Source organism: Nocardioides sp. YIM 152315, from assembly GCF_029210375.1.
Classification (GTDB): Bacteria; Actinomycetota; Actinomycetes; order Propionibacteriales; family Nocardioidaceae; genus Nocardioides.
In genome coordinates this window covers 421,820-441,395 of record NZ_JARGER010000043.1, presented here as the reverse complement: position 1 = coordinate 441,395, position 19,576 = coordinate 421,820, and the positions used below count along the sequence as shown (strand labels likewise).

The 19,576-nt window shown below is 72.4% G+C and carries 18 protein-coding genes; 10 read left to right on the top strand and 8 right to left on the bottom strand.

Going from position 1 to position 19,576, the window contains the following annotated elements:
- Nucleotides 1-34 precede the first annotated feature (34 nt).
- On the bottom strand, nt 35-385 hold the full coding sequence (locus tag PZ894_RS21065; RefSeq protein WP_275747816.1) for an MmcQ/YjbR family DNA-binding protein: 351 nt from the start codon (nt 383-385) through the stop codon (nt 35-37).
- 47 nt (nt 386-432) lie between these two features.
- Between PZ894_RS21065 and PZ894_RS21060 the strand changes: the two genes are divergently transcribed.
- The gene (locus tag PZ894_RS21060; RefSeq protein WP_275748047.1) at nt 433-1,122 is read left to right on the top strand and encodes an acyltransferase; all 690 of its coding nucleotides are present in this window, start codon (nt 433-435) and stop codon (nt 1,120-1,122) included.
- An 85-nt stretch (nt 1,123-1,207) separates the two neighbouring features.
- On the opposite strand, the gene PZ894_RS21055 is transcribed toward PZ894_RS21060, so the two are convergent.
- Complete coding sequence (locus PZ894_RS21055; RefSeq protein ID WP_275747814.1) at nt 1,208-1,891, bottom strand: hypothetical protein; 684 nt, start codon at nt 1,889-1,891, stop codon at nt 1,208-1,210.
- Nucleotides 1,888-2,820, bottom strand: a complete 933-nt coding sequence (locus tag PZ894_RS21050; protein WP_275747813.1) for a metallophosphoesterase — start codon at nt 2,818-2,820, stop codon at nt 1,888-1,890. The genes PZ894_RS21055 and PZ894_RS21050 overlap by 4 nt, the downstream gene beginning before the upstream one ends.
- 29 nt (nt 2,821-2,849) lie before the next feature.
- On the opposite strand from PZ894_RS21050, the gene PZ894_RS21045 reads away from it, so the two are divergent.
- The 6 genes from PZ894_RS21045 to PZ894_RS21020 all read left to right on the top strand — a co-directional run bounded on the left by PZ894_RS21045 (nt 2,850) and on the right by PZ894_RS21020 (nt 9,769).
- The gene (locus tag PZ894_RS21045; protein WP_275747811.1) at nt 2,850-3,509 is read left to right on the top strand and encodes a class E sortase; all 660 of its coding nucleotides are present in this window, start codon (nt 2,850-2,852) and stop codon (nt 3,507-3,509) included.
- A 61-nt stretch (nt 3,510-3,570) separates the two neighbouring features.
- Complete coding sequence (aceB, locus tag PZ894_RS21040) at nt 3,571-5,190, top strand: malate synthase A (protein WP_275747810.1); 1,620 nt, start codon at nt 3,571-3,573, stop codon at nt 5,188-5,190.
- Entirely contained in the window at nt 5,187-6,653 is a 1,467-nt protein-coding gene (locus tag PZ894_RS21035) for an FAD-linked oxidase C-terminal domain-containing protein (protein ID WP_275747809.1), read from the top strand. The genes aceB and PZ894_RS21035 overlap by 4 nt, the downstream gene beginning before the upstream one ends.
- Entirely contained in the window at nt 6,654-7,775 is a 1,122-nt protein-coding gene (locus tag PZ894_RS21030; protein ID WP_275747807.1) for an FAD-binding oxidoreductase, read from the top strand.
- Nucleotides 7,775-9,076 carry a heterodisulfide reductase-related iron-sulfur binding cluster gene (locus PZ894_RS21025; RefSeq protein ID WP_275747805.1) on the top strand — a complete coding sequence of 434 codons (1,302 nt, stop codon included), beginning with the start codon at nt 7,775-7,777 and terminating at the stop codon, nt 9,074-9,076. Before PZ894_RS21030 ends, PZ894_RS21025 begins: the two co-directional genes overlap by 1 nt.
- Before the next feature lie 48 nt (nt 9,077-9,124).
- The gene (locus PZ894_RS21020) at nt 9,125-9,769 is read left to right on the top strand and encodes a response regulator transcription factor (protein WP_275747803.1); all 645 of its coding nucleotides are present in this window, start codon (nt 9,125-9,127) and stop codon (nt 9,767-9,769) included.
- 11 nt (nt 9,770-9,780) lie between these two features.
- Here PZ894_RS21020 and PZ894_RS21015 read toward each other — a convergent pair whose 3' ends face one another.
- Nucleotides 9,781-11,040 carry a GNAT family N-acetyltransferase gene (locus tag PZ894_RS21015; protein ID WP_275747802.1) on the bottom strand — a complete coding sequence of 420 codons (1,260 nt, stop codon included), beginning with the start codon at nt 11,038-11,040 and terminating at the stop codon, nt 9,781-9,783.
- A gap of 158 nt (nt 11,041-11,198) precedes the next feature.
- Here PZ894_RS21015 and PZ894_RS21010 point away from each other — a divergent pair, with 158 nt between their 5' ends.
- Nucleotides 11,199-13,304, top strand: coding sequence for an acyltransferase family protein (locus PZ894_RS21010; RefSeq protein WP_275747801.1), 2,106 nt, complete (start codon nt 11,199-11,201; stop codon nt 13,302-13,304).
- A gap of 4 nt (nt 13,305-13,308) precedes the next feature.
- On the top strand, nt 13,309-14,454 hold the full coding sequence (locus PZ894_RS21005) for a right-handed parallel beta-helix repeat-containing protein (protein ID WP_275747800.1): 1,146 nt from the start codon (nt 13,309-13,311) through the stop codon (nt 14,452-14,454).
- Here PZ894_RS21005 and PZ894_RS21000 read toward each other — a convergent pair.
- The 3 genes from PZ894_RS21000 to PZ894_RS20990 form a co-directional block, all read right to left on the bottom strand.
- Complete coding sequence (locus tag PZ894_RS21000; protein ID WP_275747798.1) at nt 14,451-15,029, bottom strand: M15 family metallopeptidase; 579 nt, start codon at nt 15,027-15,029, stop codon at nt 14,451-14,453. The two genes, PZ894_RS21005 and PZ894_RS21000, sit on opposite strands and share 4 nt — an antisense overlap.
- 82 nt (nt 15,030-15,111) lie before the next feature.
- Nucleotides 15,112-16,287 carry a fumarylacetoacetase gene (gene fahA, locus PZ894_RS20995; protein WP_275747796.1) on the bottom strand — a complete coding sequence of 392 codons (1,176 nt, stop codon included), beginning with the start codon at nt 16,285-16,287 and terminating at the stop codon, nt 15,112-15,114.
- Nucleotides 16,284-17,129 (bottom strand): hypothetical protein, encoded by an 846-nt coding sequence (locus tag PZ894_RS20990; RefSeq protein WP_275747795.1) that lies wholly within the window; start codon nt 17,127-17,129, stop codon nt 16,284-16,286. The genes fahA and PZ894_RS20990 overlap by 4 nt, the downstream gene beginning before the upstream one ends.
- 75 nt (nt 17,130-17,204) lie before the next feature.
- On the opposite strand from PZ894_RS20990, the gene PZ894_RS20985 reads away from it, so the two are divergent.
- Entirely contained in the window at nt 17,205-18,407 is a 1,203-nt protein-coding gene (locus PZ894_RS20985) for a homogentisate 1,2-dioxygenase domain-containing protein (RefSeq protein ID WP_275747793.1), read from the top strand.
- A 310-nt stretch (nt 18,408-18,717) separates the two neighbouring features.
- On the opposite strand, the gene PZ894_RS20980 is transcribed toward PZ894_RS20985, so the two are convergent.
- Nucleotides 18,718-19,410: a hypothetical protein gene (locus PZ894_RS20980; protein WP_275747792.1), complete on the bottom strand. Its 693-nt coding sequence runs from the start codon at nt 19,408-19,410 to the stop codon at nt 18,718-18,720.
- Between the last annotated feature and the right edge of the window lie 166 nt (nt 19,411-19,576).

Genomic DNA, 19,576 nt, shown 5'->3' with positions numbered 1-19,576 from the left:
GGCCCTCGCGCTGCCAATCGGGGTCGGCCGACCGTCAGGTCGGCAGCACGTCGGCCCGCTCGTCGACCAGGTCGACCGGCGCGCTCAGCCGCCAGGCCTCGAAGGTCAGCTCGGCGAGCTCGTCGCGCTCGACGCCTTCGAGCCGGACCACGACCCAGCCGAAGGCGCCTGCGGTGAACTGCACCTCGAACACGGCTGGGCGCTCCGCGACCAGGGCCAGCTGCTCGGCGATCGTCTGCTTGAGCCCGACCGTGCGGGTCGCCGGCCAGAGGTAGCCGAAGGTGCGGCCGGCGACGTCGTAGCGCGTCCAGCGGTCGGTGCGGTGCCGGCCGACCGCCGGCAGCTGGTCGACCAGCTCGAGGAAGTCGGGGATCAGGCAGGGCACATCAGGATCCTCGCAGGACGCGCCGACGCTACCCTCCGTCCGTGGACATGGGCATCAAGAGGCTGCTGAACCGCGGCGTGCTGGCGGGCTGGCGCTGGCTCGACCGCGCCGGCGAGATCACGCCGGGGACGCGCGCAGCGGCGGGCTTCGGCGCGTTCGGTGCCGGCACCAGCATCGGCTTCCCCGTGGCGACGCTCATGGGCACTCCGTCGATCCACCTGGGGTCCGGGACGCTGATCGGACGCCACGTCACGCTGTCGGTCGGCTACGGACCCGACGACCCGGGCATCCCCGAGCGCGGACTCGTGATCGGCGACCGCGGCGTGATCGGCGCGCGGTGCAGCCTGGTCGCGCACGCCTCGATCGAGATCGGCGACGACGTGTGGTTCGGCCAGGACGTCTTCGTCTGCGACGCCAGCCACGGCTACCAGGACCCGGACCTCCCGATCGGGGAGCAGTTCGGTGCGCATCGGCCGGTCCGGATCGGATCCGGCTCGTGGATCGGCCACGGCGCGATCGTGCTGCCCGGCACCACCATCGGCCGCAACGTCGTCGTCGCCGCCGGTTCGGTGGTCCGCGGCGAGGTCGCCGACCACACGGTGGTCGGTGGCGCCCCCGCGAGGCTCCTGCGCCACCTCGAGCCCGGCGTCGGGTGGGTCGGGACCCGCGGAGACGTCCGACCCGTGCTCCGCGGGCACTTCGGTGGCGCCGACGAGACCGGGTTCGTCTCGGCCTGAGGAGGATCTGGTGGTTTCGAGACGATTGCTGGCCACCTCCTCAACCACCGTGGCGGTCGGCACGGAGAGTCATCCCGCCCGGGACCTACTGCAGGGAGCTGAGCACGCCGGCGACGAGGAACCCGAGGACGGTGAGCAGGCCGGCGACACGGCCGGCGCGCTCGTAGGACTCCGGGACCATCGAGTCCGCGAGCATGGTGAGGACGGCGCCGCCGGCGAAGGCGCTCGCGATCTCGCCCGTGTGCGAGCCCTGGTCGGCGACGAGGTAGCCCGCCATCGACGCGATGCCGCACACCACGGTCAGTGCGGCCCACATCAGCGTGATGCGGCGCTCCCCGACACCGCTGCCGCGCATGTCGGCGGTGCCGGCGAGGCCCTCGGGGATGTTGGACAGCAGCACGGCGGCCAGGAAAGCGACGCTGACCTCGCCGCCGAGGGCGAGCCCGAGGCCGAGGATGAACGACTCCGGTATCCCGTCGAGCAACGCACCCAGGAACAGCGCGGTGCCCGAGCCGCCGCCGCGGTCGACCAGCCGCGCGCCGACGTAGTAGGTGAGTGCGCCGACGAGGAACGCGGCGCCGATCTCCCAGCCGAGCTCGAGGTTCTCCTCCGGGATGAGCTCGTAGCCGACCGCGCTGATCAGCGTGCCCGCACCGAAGGCCATCATCAGCCCCACCGTGCGCGTCGACCTGCCCAGCGGGGTCGTCAGCAGCTGGCCGACGAGGAGCGACCCGGCGGCGATCAGCCCCCAGAGGAGTGCCTCGCTCATACCTGCCCCGGCACCTCGATCTCGCCGGTGTAGATCGGCGAGTCCTTCCGCGACAGCAGCTCGCGCCTCTCCTCGGGCGTCATCGCCTCGACCTGCGCGCGCACGTCGGAGGGGAAGCCGCTGACCTCGGTCGCCTCGTCGACCGGCACCACCGTGTGCACGATCCGGTCGTCGTAGACGTGCACCATCGTCATCGCCTGGTGCCCGTCGACCCCGGAGACGAACCGCTCCAGCGGTGCCGGGTCGGAGGTGTAGCAGGTCGCGGAGGCGACGGAGAGAGGGATGCCGGCGAAGGTGGAGTACGTCGAGTAGTGGAAGTGCCCACCCAGGATGCAGCGCACGTCGGTGCCCCCGACGACCTCCGCGAGGCGGTGCTGCTCCAGGAGCTCGATGACCTCCGCCGCCGGCATCATCGGGATCGGGATCGGGGGGTGGTGCAGCGCGAGGAGGGTGCCGTGCGGCGCCGGCGTCGCGAGCACGTCGGCCAGCCAGTCCAGCTGCTCGTCTCGGAGCTCGCCGTGGTGGTAGCCGGGGACGCTCGTGTCGAGCGCGACGACGCGCAGCCCGGCGACGTCGTGCACCCGGTCCTGGGTCGCGTCGCTCGCCGTACCGAACAGCCCGAGCGAGTACGCCGCGCGCTCGTCGTGGTTGCCCATCACCCAGACGACCTCCGCGCCGATCTCGGCCGCCACCGGCTCCACGACCTCGCGCAGCCGGGCGTACGCCTCCGGCTCGGCCCTGTCGGCCAGGTCGCCGGTGAAGACCAGCGCCTGCGGGGCCGGGTCGAGTCGCGCGATCCGAGTGAGCGCGAGCTGCAGCCCCACGTCCGGGTCGACGACGCCGTACTGGCGCGCCCCGGCGGCCAGCAGGTGGGGATCGCTGAGGTGCGCGACGACGTGTCCCGGCGCCGGGTACTGGCCGAACTGCACGGGAGCACGCTACCGGGCAGACTGACCGGGTGAGTGGAGGTCGAGGGCGGAGTCGGGCGCTGCTCTGGTCCGGCATTGCGCTCGTCGTCGCCGGGCCCGCGGTGCTCGGCTACATCAGCTGGCAGCTCTACGGCACGACCTGGGTCGCCAAGCGCGAGCAGGACCGGATCGTGCGCGAGACCGAGCAGGCGTGGGAGTCGGGTCAGGGCTCTGCGTCCGGGCGCGCGAGCGACGTGGCCGCGCTGATCCGGATCCCGGCCTTCGGCGACGAGTACGTCGTGCCGGCGCACGTCGGGACCGACGACGACACCCTCGCCCGGGGCTTCGGGATCTTCGAGGACGCGGCCGAGCCCGGGGCGGTCGGGAACTTCGCCCTGTCCGGTCACCGGATCACCCACGGCGAGCCGCTGCGGGGCATGCCCGACCTCGAGGCCGGTGACGAGGTGGTCGTCGAGACCCGCAGCACGACGTACACCTACGAGCTCGTCACCGACGGTGACGCGCTCACCGTCGACCTCGACGCCGGATGGGTCGTCGAGCCCGACCCCACCGATCCGCGTACCGGGGAGCGGGTCTCCACGGTCGCCGACTCGCGGAGGCTGATCACGCTGGTGACCTGCGCCGAGCTCTTCCACACCGATGATCGTCTGGTGGCATTCGGCCGGCTCGTGTCCGAGGACCCGCGCTAGCAGATCGCTCGCCGGAGGACGACCGTTGCGATCGGCGCCGCACCCCGCCTACGGTGCGGGAATGACCACCCCGATGAGCCTGCCGAGCGGCGTGGAGATCACGGGCCCCTGGGGCGAGCGGTACGACGAGATCCTCAGCGGCGAGGCGCTCGAGCTGGTCGCGCGGCTGCACCGGGAGCTCGACGGACGCCGGCGGGAGCTGCTGTCCCGGCGCGGCGAACGGGTGCGGCAGATCGCGGACGGCGGGACGCTCGACTTCCTCGAGGCGACGCGGGCGATCCGCGAGGACGACGGCTGGCGCGTCGCCGACCCCGCGCCCGGCCTGGTCGACCGGCGGGTGGAGATCACCGGGCCGACCGACCGCAAGATGACGATCAACGCGCTCAACTCCGGCGCCAAGGTCTGGCTCGCCGACCACGAGGACGCCAACACGCCGCTGTGGGAGAACGTCGTCGGTGGTCAGCTCAACCTGCGCGACTCGATCACCGGCGACATCGACTTCACCAGCCCCGAGGGCAAGGACTACGCGCTCAACGAGGGCGAGCTCGCGACGATCGTCGTCCGTCCGCGAGGGTGGCACCTCCCCGAGAAGCACGTGCTGGTCGACGGCGAGCCGACCAGCGGCGGCCTGGTCGACTACGCGCTCTACCTGACCGCCTGCGGCCGCCTGCAGATCGACCGCGGGCAGGGGCCGTACTTCTACCTGCCGAAGATGGAGTCCCACCTCGAGGCGCGGCTGTGGAACGAGGCGTTCCTCATCGGCCAGGACCATCTCGGCATCCCCCGCGGTACGATCCGCGCGACCGTGCTGATCGAGACCTACCCCGCGGCGTTCGAGATGGAGGAGATCCTCTACGAGCTGCGCGAGCACTCCGCGGGTCTCAACGCCGGGCGCTGGGACTACATGTTCAGCGTCATCAAGTGCTTCCGCACCCGAGGCCGCGACTACCTGCTCCCGGACCGCAACTCGGTGACGATGACCGTGCCGTTCATGCGGGCCTACACCGAGCTGCTCGTGCGCACCTGCCACAAGCGCGGCGCCCACGCGATCGGCGGGATGGCGGCGTTCATCCCGAGCAAGGACGAGGAGCAGAACGCCTTCGCCTATCGGAAGCTCACCGAGGACAAGCAGCGCGAGGCCGGCGACGGCTTCGACGGGTCGTGGGTCGCGCACCCCGGCATGGTCGAGGCGTGCCGGGAGGCGTTCGACCAGGTGCTCGGCGACAAGCCCAACCAGCGCGACCGGCTCCGCGAGGAGGTCCACGTCACGGCCGCGGACCTGCTCGACGTGAAGGCGACCCCGGGTGAGATCACCGAGCAGGGCCTGCGCAACAACGTCGCCGTCGGGCTGCGCTACCTCGAGTCCTGGCTGCGCGGCTCCGGCGCCGTCGGCATCTTCGGGCTGATGGAGGACGCCGCCACCGCCGAGATCTCCCGCAGCCAGGTCTGGCAGTGGCTGCACAACGACGTCGAGCTCGCCGACGGCACTCTTGTGACCCGCGACCTCGTCGAGTCGATGATCGCCGAGGAGCTCGCCAGGGCGCGCGAGGAGACGGGCGACGGCCAGGGATCGGCACCGGGCCGTCGGTGGGACGACGCCCGTGCGCTCTACACCGAGATGGCGCTCTCCGACGAGTACGCCGACTTCCTCACGATCGCGGCCTACGAGCGGATGCCATGACCGCAGCCGCGATCGACCCGGTCGCCGCTCGGGCCCGTGCGCTGCTCCCGCCGGACGCCGTGATCACCGACCCCGCCCGCCTGCGCACCTACGAGTGCGACGGGCTGGCGCACTACCGCGTCGTGCCCGCCCTCGTGGTGATCCCCGAGGACTCCGGGCAGCTCGCGGCGGTCGTCCGGGCGTGTGCCGAGCACGGCGTGCCGTTCGTGGCGCGCGGATCGGGGACCGGCCTCTCCGGCGGCGCACTTCCGCACGCCGAAGGCGTGCTGGTCGTGACGTCGAGGATGCGGGCGATCAGCGCCGTACGCGCCGACGACCAGCGCGCGGTGGTGGAGCCGGGGGTCATCAACCTCGACGTCACGAAGGCGGCGACGCCGGGCGGCTACTACTACGCACCGGATCCCTCCAGCCAGCAGATCTGCTCGATCGGCGGCAACGTGGCCGAGAACTCCGGCGGCGCGCACTGCCTGAAGTACGGCTTCACGACCAACCACGTGCTCGCGGCAGACTTCGTCACCGCGCAGGGCGACACGGTGCGGATCGGGACGGCGGCACCCGACAGCCCGGGTTACGACCTGCTCGGCGCGGTGATCGGCTCCGAGGGCACGCTCGGGGTCGTCACGTCGGTGACGTTGCGGCTGGTGCGGCTGCCCGAGGAGGTCCGCACGATGCTGGTGGGATTCGACTCCACCGACCACGCGGGCGCCGCGGTCTCCGCGATCATCGCGGCAGGCATCGTGCCGGCTGCCATCGAGATGATGGACGCGCTCGCGATCGAGGCGGCAGAGGAGGCGGTGCACTGCCACTACCCCGACGGCGCCGGCGCGGTGCTGGTGATCGAGCTCGACGGGCCGGCCGTCGAGGTCGAGGCGGAGTACGTCGAGGTCGAGCGGCTGTGCCGCGAGGCCGGCGCGTTCGAGCAACGCGTCGCCACCGACGCCGTCGACCGCGCGCTGATCTGGAAGGGCCGCAAGTCGGCGTTCGCCGCGGTGGGCCGGATCAGCCCCGACTACATCGTCCAGGACGGTGTCATCCCGCGGACCGCCCTCCCGGAGGTGCTCGCCGCGATCGCCGAGCTGTCGCGTTCGTCCGGGGTCCGGGTCGCGAACGTCTTCCACGCCGGCGACGGCAACCTGCACCCGCTGGTGCTCTTCGACGAGTCGCACGAGGGTGAGGGCGACGCGGCCGAGGAGGTCAGCGGCGCGATCCTCGACCTCTGCATCGCCCACGGCGGCTCGATCACCGGCGAGCACGGTGTCGGCGCCGACAAGGCGCGCTACTTGCCGCGGATGTACGACGAGGCCGACCTCGACACGATGCAGCTGGTGCGCTGCGCGTTCGACCCGCAGTCGATCGCCAACCCAGGCAAGGTCTTCCCGACCCCGCGGCTCTGCGGTGAGGTGCCCGGGCGTCGATCGGGCGTCCACCCTGCCCAGGAGGCCGGGCTGGCGGAGGTGTTCTGAGTGCCGGTGGTCACTCCGGGGAGCACCGACGAGGTCGCCGAGGTCATGCGCGACGCCGCCGCCCGGAAGCTGACCGTCGTCCCGACCGGCCGCGGCACCAAGCTCGGCTGGGGCCTGCCGGTCGACCCCGACCTGCACGTCGACCTCAGCGGCATGGGCAAAGTGCTCGACCACCAGGCCGGCGACCTGATCGTCGACGTCCAGGCCGGCGTGCGCCTCTCGGACCTCCAGCAGACCGTCGGCGCCGCCGAGCAGCGGCTGCTCGTCGACGAGACCGTGCCGGGCGCCACGATCGGCGGCACGGTCGCCACCAACGCGTCCGGTCCGCGACGACTGGTCGCCGGCACCGCCCGCGACCTGCTGATCGGCGTCACCGTCGTCCGAGCGGACGGCGTGGTCGCCAGGGCCGGCGGCCGCGTCGTCAAGAACGTCGCCGGCTACGACCTCGGCAAGCTCATGGTCGGCTCGTTCGGCACGCTCGCCGTCGTCACCGAGGCGGTCTTCCGCCTCCACCCGGTGCCCGAGGCGCGCCGGTGGGTCGGCGTCGACGTCGACACGGCGGAGCGGGCGCACGACGTCACCCACGCCGTCGTGCACTCCCAGCTCGTGCCGGCGGCGGTCGAGGTGGAGTGGCCGGCCGAGGGCGGCGGCACCGTGGTCGTCGAGATCGCCGGTCGCAGCGAGGGCGTCGCCCGCCGCGTACGCGACCTCGAGGAGATCCTCGGCGGCGCCACCGTCGCCGACGTCGAGCCCGCGACCTGGTCGTCGTACCCGTGGACCTCCGGATCGACCGGCCTCAAGCTCACCTGTGTCCTCTCCGGGCTGCGTGACGTGCTCACCGTGGCGCGCGAGGTCGGCGCGCACGTGCGGGGGTCGAGCGGCGCAGGCGTGCTGTACGCCGCGCTGGAGGACGCCGACGCGGTCCCCGGGGCACTCGCGCGACTGCGGGAGGTCTGCGCCCGCCACGAGGGCACCGTCGTGGTGGTGGACGCGCCGTCCGAGGTGAAGCGGGCCGTCGACGTCTGGGGTCCGATCCCGGCGCTGGACCTGATGCGCCGCGTCAAGCAGCAGTTCGACCCCGACCACCGGCTCTCGCCGGGCCGCTTCGTGGGAGGCCTCTGATGACCGCCGATCGCACCGGGACGCGGGGACCGGACCCGGCGCTCGTCGACGACTGCGTGCACTGCGGCTTCTGCCTGCCGACCTGCCCGACCTACGTCCTGTGGGGCGAGGAGATGGACTCGCCCCGCGGCCGCATCCACCTGATGCAGCAGAGCATCGACACCGGTCAGGTCACCGACGCGATGTCGCAGCACTGGGATGCGTGCCTGGGCTGCATGGCCTGCGTGACCGCCTGCCCGTCGGGCGTGCAGTACGACCGGCTGATCGAGCAGACCCGCGCGCTCGTCGAGCACGAGCACGAACGTTCCCGCAGCGAGCGCGCCCTGCGCGGGCTGATCTTCGCCACGTTCCCCTACTCCCGCCGGCTCCGGCTGCTGCGCGGTCCGCTGCGGGTGGCGCAGCGCACCGGTCTCGACCGGGCGCTGCGACGCACCGGACTGCTCGACCGGCTCGCCCCCTCGCTCGCCGCGATGGAGCGGCTGGCGCCGCGGATCGGCCGCGCCGACGCGCTGCCCGAGCGCGCGACCGCGCGCGGCGAGCGGCGCGCGGTCGTCGGGCTGCTCACGGGGTGCGTGCAGGGTGCGTTCTTCCCGGGGGTGAACGCCGCCACGGTGCGCGTCCTGACCGCCGAGGGCTGCGACGTCGTCATCCCGCCCGGCCAGGGCTGCTGCGGTGCGCTCTCCGTGCACAACGGCCGTGACGAGGAGGCGCGCGCCTTCGCCCGTGGGGTGGTCGACACCTTCGACCGCGCCGGTGTCGACCAGGTGGTCGTCAACGCCGCCGGGTGCGGCTCCGCCATGAAGGAGTACGCCGACCTGCTCGCCGACGACCCGGCGTACGCGCAGCGAGCGCAGATCTTCGCCGGGCGCGTGCGCGACGTCGCGGAGCTCCTCGACGAGCTCGGCCCGGTCGCCCCGCGACATCCGGTCGAGGCGGTCGTGGCCTATCACGACGCGTGCCACCTCGCGCATGCCCAGGGTGTGCGGATGCAGCCACGACGGCTGCTCGAGGCGATCCCCGGCGTCGAGCTGCGCGAGATCCCCGAGCCCGAGCTGTGCTGCGGCTCCGCCGGCGTCTACAACCTGCTGAACCCCGAGCCGGCGCGCGAGCTCGGGAAGCGCAAGGCGGCGAACATCGTCGCCACCGGCGCAGACGTGCTCGTCACCGCCAACCCCGGCTGCCTGATGCAGGTGGCCGCGTCGCTCGAGGCAGCCGCCCGCAGGCAGGGGGGTCGCCCGATGCGCCTGGCACACACGGTCGAGGTGATCGACGCCGCGATCCAGGGGAGGCCGCTGAGCTGATCGGAACCCGAGGTTCACCCGGAAGGGCGAGCGGGTACCGGTTCCGTCATGTCCGAGCGGCGCGAAGACCTCACCCGCCCGATCCGGGTGGCGTTGTCCAACGACTACGAGATCGCCCTGCTGGGCCTCGCGCAGATGCTCGCGCGCTACCCCGGGCAGGTGCAGGTCGTCGACATCACCACCAACCCGGAGCTCGTGCAGCACCACCCCGACGTCATCCTCTACGACACGTTCGGGCGGCTTCCCGAGCACGACGAGAAGCTCCGGCAGATCGTCGCGGAGCAGGAGGCGAAGGTCGTCGTCTACAGCTGGGACGACTACCCCGAGGAGGCAGCACGCCGACTGGGCGCGGTGGGCTACCTGCCCAAGAGCCTGAGCGCCGCGGAGCTGGTCGCCGCCATCATCGCCATCCAGGGCAGCGACCATCCCCGACCGGCCGAGCAGCAGGAGGAGCCGGTCCTCACGTGGCCGGGCCAGCACCTCGGCCTGTCGCAGCGGGAGGCGGAGATGATGTCGTTCATCACCCGCGGGCTCAGCAACGACGAGATCGCCCGGCGCGCCTACCTCAGCATCAACACCGTGAAGACCTACATCCGCACGGCGTACGCCAAGATCGGCGTCAGCAACCGTGCCCAGGCCGTCGCGTGGGGGTTCCGGCACGGGTTCGAGTCCACCGACGACACCGGCCTCTGACGCCGAGACTCTCAGAATCCGACCGCCGCCGCAGGTGCGAGGTCGGCGCGCATCGCGTGCCACAGCTCGCGGGCGGCACCGGAGCGCTGCTCGACCACGGTGCCGGCCCGGGCCAACCCGAGCAGGCTGGTGCCGCCGAGGTACGCCGCGCCGAGCGCGTCGACCGGGAGCCGCAGGTCGGCGTCGGCGTCGGTCCTCTCGACCGCGGCGGCGCCGGACCCGTCGACGTGGATCCGCCACCGGCCCTCGTTCCAGGGCGCGGAGCGGTCGGCCACGTCGACGACGACGTCGCAGGGGGCGCTCCACGTGCGCTCGGCGAGCGCCTCGGGCAGGTCGACGAGCCGGACCCACAGGCTGTCGTAGGTCTCGACGGCGGAGGTCGCACGAGGTCCGCCCGCCCACGTGAGCAGCGGGTCCTCGCTCCCGACGTTGCCGACCTTGACGCTGCCGACCAGGTCGAAGTCGACCAGCCGGCGCAGCAGCGCCAGCCGGGTGGCCGGCTCGCCGACGACCGCCCAGACCTCGAGGTCGCCGGCGGGACGGGCGTGCTCCCACTTCTGGGAGCGCCGGAACATCGCGAACCCGACGTCGCGACCGCCTCGCCGGGCGAAGAGCACCCGCCACGGCTCCTTGTCACGCTGGTGTTCGGGCACCTCCAGGCAGATCCGCTCGTAGTAGCCGAGGGCGCCGACGACCTCGCCGAGCGCGGCGTTCGCGACGTGGCAGTCGTGCATCCGCCGCGGCACGTCGCGATCGGAGACCGTCGCCATCCGGGTCGTCACCGGGTCGGCGGCGTCGTCGAGGCCGGGTGCGGTCAGCGTGGTGCCGCGGGACAGCGTCACGACCAGCTCCAGCGACGCCAGGCCATAGCCGTGCCGCCCGTAGATCGCCGGCTCGCTCGCGTGCAGCGCGGAGACATGGGTGCCCGGCTCCGCGTGCACCTGCTCGAAGTGGTGCCGCAGCATCGAGGTGAGCACGCCCCGGCGGCGATGGTCGGGATGCACGCCGACCCAGGTGAGGCCGGCGCACGCCACCTGCCTCGGCCCGCCGCCCGGTCCGGGCACGGCGAGCCGGAGCGGGAAGACGCCGTAGACGCCGGGGTACGTCGCCTCGTCCGCGCCGTCGATCTCGGCGGCGAACCGTTGGTCGACCGGCAGCCCGGTGAGCAGGAGCTCGGTCGGCTGCGGCAGCACCTCCTGGAACCAGACGGTGTCGTCGGTTGCGCGGTAGCGGTCGGCGTCGGTGGCCGGTCCGACCCGGATGAGACTCATGCGCGTACTCGCTTCGCTTCGTGCGCGCATGAGGCACATGACGCGCTGTCTTGGATGATGAGCTCGCTGCGCTCGCTCACGGCCCAGCCAACCGCTGAGCGTGGCGCGGCTCAACCGGTTTAGGCCCCGCGCACGGTGCCCGGCTACGGTTGCTGCCCGTGTGGGAGTACCGGCCGCAGCTCGACGGACTGAGGTTCGTCGCCGTGATGCTGGTGCTCGCCTTCCACGCCGGGATGGCGTCGGTCAGCGGGGGCTTCATCGGCGTCGACCTGTTCTTCGTGCTCTCGGGCTTCCTCGTCACCAACGTGATCCTGAGCGAGGTCGACCGCCGCGGGTCGTTCTCGCTCGGCAGCTTCTACGGCCGTCGGGTGCGCCGTCTGCTGCCGGCCGCGGTGCTCGCGATCACCGTCACCTGCGTGCTGGCCGTGCTGGTGACGCCCGAGGCGAGCCGGATCTCGATGGTCTCCGACGCCCGGTCCGCGCTGCTCTACTACTCGAACTGGCAGTTCATCGCCGACGCCAACGACTACTTCGGTGACGGCGTCTCGACCTCGCCGTTCCTGCACTACTGGTCGCTCTCGATCGAGGAGCAGTACTACATCGTCTACCCGCTCGTGGTCTTCCTGGTGCTGACGAAGGCACGGCAGTCCGAGCGCCGGCTCGGCGTCCTGCTCGCGGCGCTGGCGGCGGTCTCGGTCGGGCTGCAGGTCTTCCACGCCGCGAGCGACGTCAACTTCGCCTACTACGCCACCCAGACCCGGATCTACCAGCCGCTGGTCGGGTGCGTCCTGGCGATCGTGCTGCGCGAGCTCGGCCGGCGCGGGATGGTGGAGAGCCGGGGTGTGGGCGCGGTCGCCGGCACGCTCGGCGTGATCGGCGTCGTCGTGCTCGCCTCGGGGTGGGTCGACGTCAGCGAGAGCGTCCGCGGGCTGTGGTGCGCCGTGGCCGCGGTGGCCGCCGTCGGCGGCGTCTGCCTGGCCCCGCTCACGTCGGTCAGCAGGATGCTGTCGTGGTCGGTGCCGCGCTACCTCGGCCAGATCTCCTACGGCACCTACCTGTGGCACTGGCCGGTCATCCTCGTGACCGCGCAGCTGTTCGACGTCCGTCCGCTGGTGCTCGCACTGATGGCGACGGCGATCGCCACCGGGCTGGCGGCCCTGTCGTTCCAGGTCTTCGAGACCCCGATCCGGCGGAGCCGCAGCCTGGCTCGTACGCCGTGGCCGGTGGTCGTCTCGGGCCTGGCCGCGAGTGTCCTGGTCGCGGCCGTCGTCGTGCCGGTGGTGCTCGAGAGCGAGCGACAGCCGGTGGTGGCCGCGTCCGGACCCGGCGCGAGCGCGCCGATCGACGTACCGGACCGTGCGAAGGGGACCGGTGACGTCGCGGCGGCGCTGGCCGAGCTCGACGAGCCGGTGCCGAAGGACGTCGACTTCGAGGAGCTCGCGCACGACGAGGGCGAGATCGGTCCGCAGTGCTCCGACGGCACCCCCGCGTCGTGCGTGGTCGTCGACGACAACGACGGCCCCCTGGTCGTGCTGATCGGCGACAGCCATGCCGCGATGCTCGCGACCGCGCTGCACCGGCTGGCGGAGGAGAAGGGCTTCCGGCTGTCGACGAACATCCTCAACAACTGCCCGTGGCAGGACGGCATCGGCGTGACCCGGGTCGGTCAGGCGCGCCAGGACGAGTGCTCGCAGATGCGCTCGCGGTTCTACGACGAAATCCTCCCCGAGATGGATGCCGACGTCGTGGTGACCGTCGGCAAGGCGCGCAGCGACGGCCACTGGGCACGCGACACCGCCGCCGACGACGCGGCCGAGCACCCCGACGAGAGCTTCGACCAGATGCTGCTCCGCAAGTCGCAGGAGTCCGTCGAGAAGATCCGCGACACCGGCGCCCGGGTCCTGCTGATGCACAGCGTCTTCGGCACCGGCGGGTACGACGTCGGCGGCCCGGACCCGCTCGACTGCCTCTCCGTGGCGAAGCAGCAGGCCGACTGCGCCGTCGTGCCGCCGACCGCGCGGCCGTCGATCGACAGCTTCTACGACTTCTTCACCACCACCATGCCCGACGTCCACAGCGCCGAGATCCGCGACGCCTACTGCCCGGGTCGGGTGCTGTGCGCGCCCATCGTCGACGGCGAGGTGACCTGGCACGACGCCGACCATCTGTCGAAGGGCCTGGTGATGTCGATCCGCGGGCAGATCTGGGCGCAGATGAAGGACTCCGGTGCCTTCGACGGCCTCGAGCTCGACTCACGGGAGTGAGCGCATGACAGCGCGAGGTGCGGCCGTGCTCTGTGCGGTGCTCCTGCTCGGGTGCGGGCTGCCCGCGACCGCCGTGCCGCCCGAGGAGGGACCGCGGACGTGGCGGGTCGGACCGGGCCGATCGCTGGCGACCCCCAGCGCCGCCGCGTCGGTGGCGCGGGACGGCGACACCGTGCTGATCGAGGCCGGCACCTACGTCGGCGACGTCGCCACCTGGACCCAGGACGACCTGACCCTGCGCGGCGTCGGTGGTCGGGCACATCTGCGGGCCGGCGGCGAGAGCGCCCAGGGGAAGGCGATCTGGGTGATCGCCGGGGATCGCGCCACGGTCGACCGCCTCGAGTTCAGCGGCGCGTCGGTCGCCGACGGCAACGGTGCCGGCATCCGCCAGGAAGGCACCGGGCTCACGGTCACCCGCAGCTGGTTCCACCACAACCAGGACGGCCTCCTCACGGGCGCCGATCCCGAGAGCGACATCGTGATCCGGCGCTCCCGGTTCTTCCGCAACGGCGCCGGCGACGGCTACACGCACAACCTCTACGTCGGCGCCGTGCGCTCGCTGCGCGTCAGCGGCAGCTACCTGTGGGGAGCCGCGGTCGGCCACGAGCTGAAGTCCCGCGCCGCCCGGACCACCATCACCGGCAACCGGATCTCGGACGCCGGCGCCACCGCCAGCTACTCGATCGACCTGCCCGACGGCGGCCGCTCGCTGATCGCCGGCAACGTCGTCATCCAGGGCCCGAGCTCGGAGAACTCGACGCTGGTGTCCTACGGCGCCGAGGGCTTCGACCATGACTCGCGCGATCTCTGGGTGGTCAACAACACCTTCGTCAACCGCCGGCCGGCGGGCACCTTCGTCGCGCTCGCCGGGAGCAGCCGCGCCCACCTGCGCAACAACCTGCTGGTCGGGCCCGGTGACCTCACGAACCTCGCCGGGATCCCGGCGCGCGCCAACCGCCGCGTGGGGTGGCGGACCTTCGTCGACCCGGCCGCCGACGACTTCCGGCTCCGGCGCACCTCGCCCGCCGTCGACCGCGGCGCCAGCGTGCCGAAGCGGTGGCGCGCCCGCTGGGAGTACGTCCACCCGACCCGACAGGTACGCCGCCCGGTCGCCGGCCGCGTCGACCTCGGTGCCTTCGAGCGGCGCTAGTGGCGAGCACTGCTGTCGGGCCACATCTCGGGGCACCGACCGCCCGGGCTCGTGGCGAGCTCGTAGTGCCAGATCTCGTTGGCGAAGACCTGGCACAGCCCGTAGTCGGAGCCGTGCTGGCTGAGCCAGCTGTCGGCGTCGGTCGGGCCGATGTCGACAGCATCGCCGGTGACGTGGGCCGAGGTGTCGGGCGTGGACACCCAGCGGCTCGCCTCCTCCTCGCTCCCGTACTTGCTCAGGGCCTCCGCGAACAGGCGCTGCTGGTGCTCCCGGCTGCGCCAGCCGCTGGTGACCACCATCCGCACGCCATCGTCCTGCGCATCGCGTGCGGCGGCCCGGATCGCCTCGAGCAGGTCCGGGTCGAGGTTGCCGATCTCGGGTCGGCTCGTGTCGAAGGGGCCGCCGCGGTCGCCGCGGTCGCCGGCCGGCGGCACCTGCGGGAGGCCCTCCGGCGTCCGCTCCGTGGGGCCGGCCGTGCCGCAGCCGAGCGCGGAGAGCGCGACGACGAGCATCGTCGCGGCCAGCGGGCCAGGCGTTCGACGGGAGGGTCCGGGGAAGGCGCGGTGGTGGGTCACGCCGGCAACGTAGGCAGGCGAGGAGTGCGCGGACCTCCGTCGCAGGTGCCGGATCGCGGCACCTCGGGTCACTTCCTGCCGGTCACCCGTCGGCGGGTTCGATCCGTCCGCTGACCTCGCCGAGCGCGATCCGGCCGCCGCCGGTGCCCGGTGCGGTGTAGCGCAGCACCACCGCGTCGCCGTCGGCGAGGAACGCGGTCTCGTCGCCCCACCCGATCTCCAGCAGCGACCCGCGCTGGTCGGGCTCGGGTCCGCTGATGGTGCCCGAGGCGTAGAGGTCGCCGGTGCGCAGGGAAGCGCCGTTGACGGTGAGGTGGGCGAGCATCTGGGCCGGCGACCAGTACATCGTGCGGTACGGCGGACGGCTGACGATCTCGCCGTTGACGACCACCTCGACGTCGATGTCCAGCCCGCGGGTGGCGCCGGGTCCCAGGTAGGGGAGGGGCTCCGGGTCCTGGCCGGGCAGGTCGGCCCATGCCGCGTCGAGTGCCTCCAGGGGCGTGACCCAGTGCGAGATCGACGTCGCGAAGGACTTGCCGAGGAACGGCCCCAGCGGCACGTACTCCCAGGCCTGGATGTCCCGCGCCGACCAGTCGTTGAGCCCGACGACGCCGAAGACGTGGTCGGCGAACGCGTCGTACGAGACCGGCGCGCCGAGCTCGGACCCGGTGCCGACCACGAAGCCGAGCTCGGCCTCGATGTCGAGCCGCGTCGACGGTCCGAACGATGGGCGCTCGTCGCCGCGGCGCTGGCCGCTCGGCCGCACGACGGGCGTGCCGGACGCGACGACCGTGCCGGCGCGGCCGTGGTAGCCGACCGGGAGGTGCTTCCAGTTGGGCAGCAGCGCCTCGCCGTCGGGGCGGAAGATCCTCCCGACGTTGGAGGCGTGGTGCTCGGAGGCGTAGAAGTCCACGTAGTCGGCGACGTCGACCGGTAGGTGCAGCGTGACGTCGCCGAGCGGCACCAGCGACGGCTCGACGAGGTCGCGCTCGGTGTCGTCGGTGAGCAGGCCGGTCACCCAGGCCCGCACGGACTCGCGAACCCGCCGGCCCTGGGCCATCAGGGGGTTGAGCGTCCGCTCCTGGAAGACGTGGTGGACGTCGAGCATCTCCGCGGCGGCGATCGGCGCGAGGTCGACCACGAAGTCGCCGATCCGCACGCCCACGCGGGGCTCCTCGCCGGGGCGGGAGAACACGCCGTACGGCAGGTTGTCGACGCCGAAGTGGCCTTCGTCGGCACCGGGGACCCAGGTGCTCATGGCACGAGTCCCAGTGCCAGCAGGTCGTCGAGCGGCTCGGTGACCGAGCAGGACCCGAACGACGTGAACCAGCGCCGCGCGCCGGCGAGGTCGATCTCGCCGGCCCCCTCGACGAGGACGGCCGGCTCACGCTGCTCGAGGACGGCCTCGACCTCGGGCCGCGGGCTGCCGTCGAACGCCAGCCGGGTGGCCACGAGGACGTTGAGGAAGCCCTGGTGCTCGAAGCCGTCGTCGCCGGTGTGGCGCACCGCGCGGTGCAACCCGGCGGTGCACTTGAACGCCGTCTCGCGGTCGAGCGCCGCATCGATCCAGGCGGCCACGGTGCCGGAGGTGGGGTACGCCGAGGCCTCGAGCCCGCCGGTGCGGAACTTCAGCCGGTGCTCGGCGGCGGCCACCTCGTCGGCAGTGGCGAGCCAGGTCGGCTCGGGGCAGGAGGCCGGGATCTCGACGAAGACCGGGACGTGGTCGTCGAGCAGGCCCTCGCCGCGGGCGGCGTCGACCGCGGCCACGACGCGCCGGGCGGCGCCGACCGGGTCGGCGGGGTCGCGCAGCGCGATCTCGAGGCCCTCGACGGCGATGTGGAGCTTGCGGGCCAGACCGGCCGCCCCGGCGATCTGGCCGGCGCCTCCGGTCACGACCACCGAGAGCGCGAGGGGGGTGCTCTTCAGCGCCGGGAGGTCGGTGTCGCGCGCGACGAACGTGCCGACCAGGTCGGCGTGCTCGTCGCTCCGCCGGCGCTGGTGCGCGGCGGCCGCGTCCGGCAGCGGCGCATCGCCCGGGGGGAAGATGGCGGCATCGTCGACCAGGCCCCGCCAGGCGGTGGACAGGGGTTGCGTTGACACGATGGCTACTCTAACCACGTATCGGATAGCGAACGACAACGTTCGACTATCGAACGAACGACCCGGGAGAGCGTCATGGCCCACTACCGACGGATCGGCGAGGTGCCCCCGAAGCGGCACACCCAGCACCGTGACCCCGAGGGTCGCCTCTACCACGAGGAGCTGATGGGAGAGGAGGGCTTCTCCTCCGACTCCTCGCTGCTCTACCACCGCGGCGTGCCGTCGGCGATCGTCGGCTCGGAGGTCTGGGAGCTGCCCGACCAGTCGCGGACCCCCAACCACCCGCTGAAGCCGCGGCACCTCAGGCTGCACGACCTCGAGACCGGCGGCGACGCCGTCACCGACCGGCGGCTGGTGCTGGGCAACAACGACGTGCGGATCTCGTACGTCGTGACCGGCAGCGAGGCGTCTCCCTACTACCGCAACGCGATCGGCGACGAGTGCGTGTACGTCGAGGCGGGCGCCGGCGTGGTCGAGACGGTCTTCGGGGTGGTGGGCTACCGCGCCGGCGACTACGTGATCGTGCCGCGGGCGACCACGCACCGGTGGGTGCCGGCCCAGCCCAGCCAGCTCTACGCGATCGAGGCCAACAGCCACATCAGCCCGCCGAAGCGCTACCTCTCACGCTACGGCCAGCTGCTGGAGCACGCGCCGTACTGCGAGCGCGACCTGCACGGACCCGAGCAGACGTTCACGCAGGAGGGTGCGGACGTCGCGGTGCTGGTCAAGCACCGCACCAGTGCCGGCATCGTCGGCACCCGGCTCACCTACGCCACCCACCCCTTCGACGTGGTCGGCTGGGACGGCTGCCTCTACCCCTACACGTTCAACATCGAGGACTACATGCCGATCACCGGCAAGGTGCACCAGCCGCCGCCGGTGCACCAGGTGTTCGAGGGCCACAACTTCGTCGTGTGCAACTTCCTGCCGCGCAAGGTCGACTACCACCCGCTCTCGATCCCGGTGCCCTACTACCACTCCAACGTCGACAGCGACGAGGTCATGTTCTACGTCGGCGGCGACTACGAGGCGCGCAAGGGCTCGGGCATCGGCCTGGGGTCGATCTCCTTGCACCCGGGCGGCTACGCCCACGGCCCGCAGCCGGCCGCGATCGAGGCATCGCTCGGCGTCGAGTACTTCGAGGAGTCGGCGGTCATGGTCGACACCTTCGCCCCGCTGGACCTCGGCGAGGGCGGCCTGGCCGTCGAGGACCCGGCGTACGCCTGGACGTGGGCGGGTCGCGGTCCGGACGACCCGGCAGTGTTCTCCAACAGCTGACCGGCCGCGGCTGGTGCGGCGCCGGTCGCGGAATACCCGGTGCACCGGGTATTCCCGCGCTTCTGGGGTGGTGCAACACCCGAGAAGCGCGTGCAACGCACGAGAAGTCCGGGGCCTGCCGGGTGCGGGGCCCGCCCGCCCGACCCGCCCCGAACCCGCCGCCCGACCGCAGGTCGGCGTCGCCCCGACACGCCCGCACTGTCGCCGCGGGGGCGCCGACGATCGCCGAGTCCAGGAGGCGTCGGGCCCAGACCGGTCATCACCCACAGGGGCCGGTGCACCGGAAACCGGCACACCAGCGCCCCCGTCGTCAGGCCGCGACCGGCTGTCCGTTCAGCGTCTTGTAGGTGTAGGCCGTCCCGATCAGGATCACCGGGATCGCGGCGATCAGCCCGACGCCGCACAGCAGGAAGCCGACCACGTAGGTTGCCAGGCAGAGCAGGAACCAGACGATCACGTTGCCGGCGTTCCGCTTGGTGAAGTCGAAGCTCGCCCTGATCGCGTCGATCGCGCCCAACTCCTGGCGGTCCATCAGGAAGTAGAGCGTGAACGACGTGAAGAACGCGACCAGCAGGCCGGGGATCACGCACAGGATCAGGCCGATGAAGGTCGCGATGCTGATCAGCAGGGAGGCGACGATGACCTCGCCCAGCTTGTTCGGGGTGAGCAGCGTCTTCGGGTCGAGCTCCCGGCCCTCGGTGATGTCCAGCGCTCCGCGGACCAGGCCGGCGCCGATGATCATCGACAGCACCCAGCCCGCCAGGCTGATGATCCAGCGCAGGACGTAGCCGTCGCCCGCGAGATAGGACACCACCTGGACGATGACCTGCACGGCGACGAGGACGAGCACCGCGATCAGGATCGACCCGAGGTTGGCGGTGAACCTCCCCCAGCCGTAGGACCAGGCCGTGCCGGCGCTGTAGCCGCCGGCCGGACCGGTCGGGGTCGGTGGCGGCGGAGGCGGCGGAGGCGGCGGAGGCGGTGGCGGCTCGCTCGTCGACATGGGTGCTCCTCGTGGTCGTCATCGGTGGATGGACAGCAAGGTAGTGACTGGCGGCCGCCACGGACAGGGGCACGTCGGGCTGTCGCCGCTCCTGTGCCGTTTCCGTGGGCGTGCCATGCCGCTGCGCCTGGGCCCGCGGGCGGGTGAGCGAACGGCGGTGGCTCAG

Coding starts and splice junctions, on each gene's coding strand:
- PZ894_RS20980 (WP_275747792.1), bottom strand. CDS start 19,410: ATGTCGACGAGCGAGCCGCCACCGCCTCCGCCGCCTCCGCCGCCTCCG.
- PZ894_RS21020 (WP_275747803.1), top strand. CDS start 9,125: ATGTCCGAGCGGCGCGAAGACCTCACCCGCCCGATCCGGGTGGCGTTG.
- fahA (WP_275747796.1), bottom strand. CDS start 16,287: ATGAGCACCTGGGTCCCCGGTGCCGACGAAGGCCACTTCGGCGTCGAC.
- aceB (WP_275747810.1), top strand. CDS start 3,571: ATGACCACCCCGATGAGCCTGCCGAGCGGCGTGGAGATCACGGGCCCC.
- PZ894_RS21005 (WP_275747800.1), top strand. CDS start 13,309: ATGACAGCGCGAGGTGCGGCCGTGCTCTGTGCGGTGCTCCTGCTCGGG.
- PZ894_RS21060 (WP_275748047.1), top strand. CDS start 433: ATGGGCATCAAGAGGCTGCTGAACCGCGGCGTGCTGGCGGGCTGGCGC.
- PZ894_RS21035 (WP_275747809.1), top strand. CDS start 5,187: ATGACCGCAGCCGCGATCGACCCGGTCGCCGCTCGGGCCCGTGCGCTG.
- PZ894_RS21015 (WP_275747802.1), bottom strand. CDS start 11,040: ATGAGTCTCATCCGGGTCGGACCGGCCACCGACGCCGACCGCTACCGC.
- PZ894_RS21025 (WP_275747805.1), top strand. CDS start 7,775: ATGACCGCCGATCGCACCGGGACGCGGGGACCGGACCCGGCGCTCGTC.
- PZ894_RS20985 (WP_275747793.1), top strand. CDS start 17,205: ATGGCCCACTACCGACGGATCGGCGAGGTGCCCCCGAAGCGGCACACC.
- PZ894_RS21055 (WP_275747814.1), bottom strand. CDS start 1,891: ATGAGCGAGGCACTCCTCTGGGGGCTGATCGCCGCCGGGTCGCTCCTC.